Origin of the sequence: Dysgonomonas sp. Marseille-P4677, from assembly GCF_016652235.1 — a bacterium.
In the GTDB taxonomy this organism is placed as follows: Bacteria; Bacteroidota; Bacteroidia; order Bacteroidales; family Dysgonomonadaceae; genus Dysgonomonas.
In genome coordinates this window covers 1-1592 of the sequence record NZ_JAEPKU010000265.1, presented here as the reverse complement: position 1 = coordinate 1592, position 1592 = coordinate 1, and the positions used below count along the sequence as shown (strand labels likewise).

At 34.2% G+C, this 1592-nt stretch carries 2 protein-coding genes; both read right to left on the bottom strand.

Annotation, left to right across the window (positions count from 1 at the left end; genetic code table 11):
• Positions 1-218 precede the first annotated feature (218 nt).
• Entirely contained in the window at positions 219-602 is a 384-nt protein-coding gene (locus JGH11_RS19965; RefSeq protein ID WP_201114727.1) for a hypothetical protein, read from the bottom strand.
• Between the two features lie 2 nt (positions 603-604).
• Positions 605-1564, bottom strand: coding sequence for an RHS repeat-associated core domain-containing protein (locus JGH11_RS19960; RefSeq protein WP_201114729.1), 960 nt, complete (start codon positions 1562-1564; stop codon positions 605-607).
• Positions 1565-1592: the final 28 nt, after the last annotated feature.

Sequence of the window (1592 nt, the reverse complement as noted above, 5' to 3'; positions counted from 1 at the left end):
TAAAAGAGCATTAATAGCTTCTACTCTTTTCATCATGGAAGCATCACTCATCCTGATTCCACCGAGAATTGTTCCATAACCTTTAAGAACTCCTCTTTGAATATAGTATCTTCTCCTGAAATCTGATTTTACTCTATAATCTATGACTGATATATAAACTATAACATAATGTGGAATTCTACCAATGAACTACCATATTAGATTTTCTATAAGGCTTGTTAAGGAGTAAGAAAATGAACGCTTCCTATTACAAGAGGTAAGATCAGGATAATCCAGAGAACTATTAATATTCCTTTTATATATGCAATTCTTTGGTTTTCTTTTTTCCATTTATTCTCTATTCTTTGATATGTCTCTCTTGTAAAAATGAATAAAGCATTAACTATCATTATTACTATAGGCAATGGAGTAATAAAAAGCATAAATTCTTCTTTAGTATTGAATTTTCTGATATTACAAAGGCTAAACAAAAACATCAGAACTGATATCTGCATCATAGAAACTATTGCCGAAGCGTATATTTCCGGATGTGTTTTATCAATCTCTTTCTTTTTATAAAAAGAACATATTCTATAAAAAATATAATAAAAAAAACTCATCATAATCATTTAAAGGGAAAAAATGCAGGATAAATAATCCCATTTGTGGTTTTCATATATGGTAATAAAACCTCTTCAGCCCACTTGTCTCTTACAACGTCTGTTGCAGACCAATAACCTGATATAGCAGCCCCTTGAGGTCCACAGAAACTAAGAACAGTAAAAGGAGCATTGAAGATAGATTTCGCAATACCAACAGGATCTTCATTTTTAAATGAATTATACGCATCATAACCATAAGAAGCAACACTTAAGTACGACAATATATTACCTCCTAGTTTTGCATATCCTCCTACTTTAACTCCAAAAGCAAAATTAGTCTTAGATGCTTTAATAAAACTTGTTGTATGAGCTGTTCCTCCATAATATCCCATTTTATAAACCTTATTGCTTAATCTAAATCTACCGGATTTTGCTAAATTTATATCAGAGGTATATCCACCCCATATTGTTGCCGCTCCAAGAGACATAAATCCATTTCCCATGCCTAAACCATCTTTTGCGCCAAAACCTTGATAATCTTTATAAGAGATTCCATCTATACTGAAGTCCGAGGATTCATCATCAAAAACTGCATAGTCATCAGCAGATATTTTTTCGACACGTTCCCATTGATCGCCAAATGATTGCGATTCAACAGTTTTTCCTGAATTCAAAGCCGCCAAAACACGTTCTATTTCGGCTGGATCACTGGTAGTCCACCAATCCATTCCCGTAGGATCAGTATACTTCAATGGATTATTTCCGACATACGCGTACGGCGACCAGCTATAGTAACTCTCTGCATGTGGATCCACACTGGTAAACCTTCCCACTGCACTTTCATAATACCTGGCCGAGTAATCATAAAAGTTGAGCTGGTGCATGCCATCCAGTTCCTCGTCGTTGTACTTGTACGCCTGTTTTTTACTGTCATCGTACTTTTCGGAAAAAGCATACCAAACATCTAAGACAAACGAGAGAATTGATGATCAAAACATATTATTATAAATA

Coding starts and splice junctions, on each gene's coding strand:
- JGH11_RS19965 (WP_201114727.1), bottom strand. CDS start 602: ATGATGAGTTTTTTTTATTATATTTTTTATAGAATATGTTCTTTTTAT.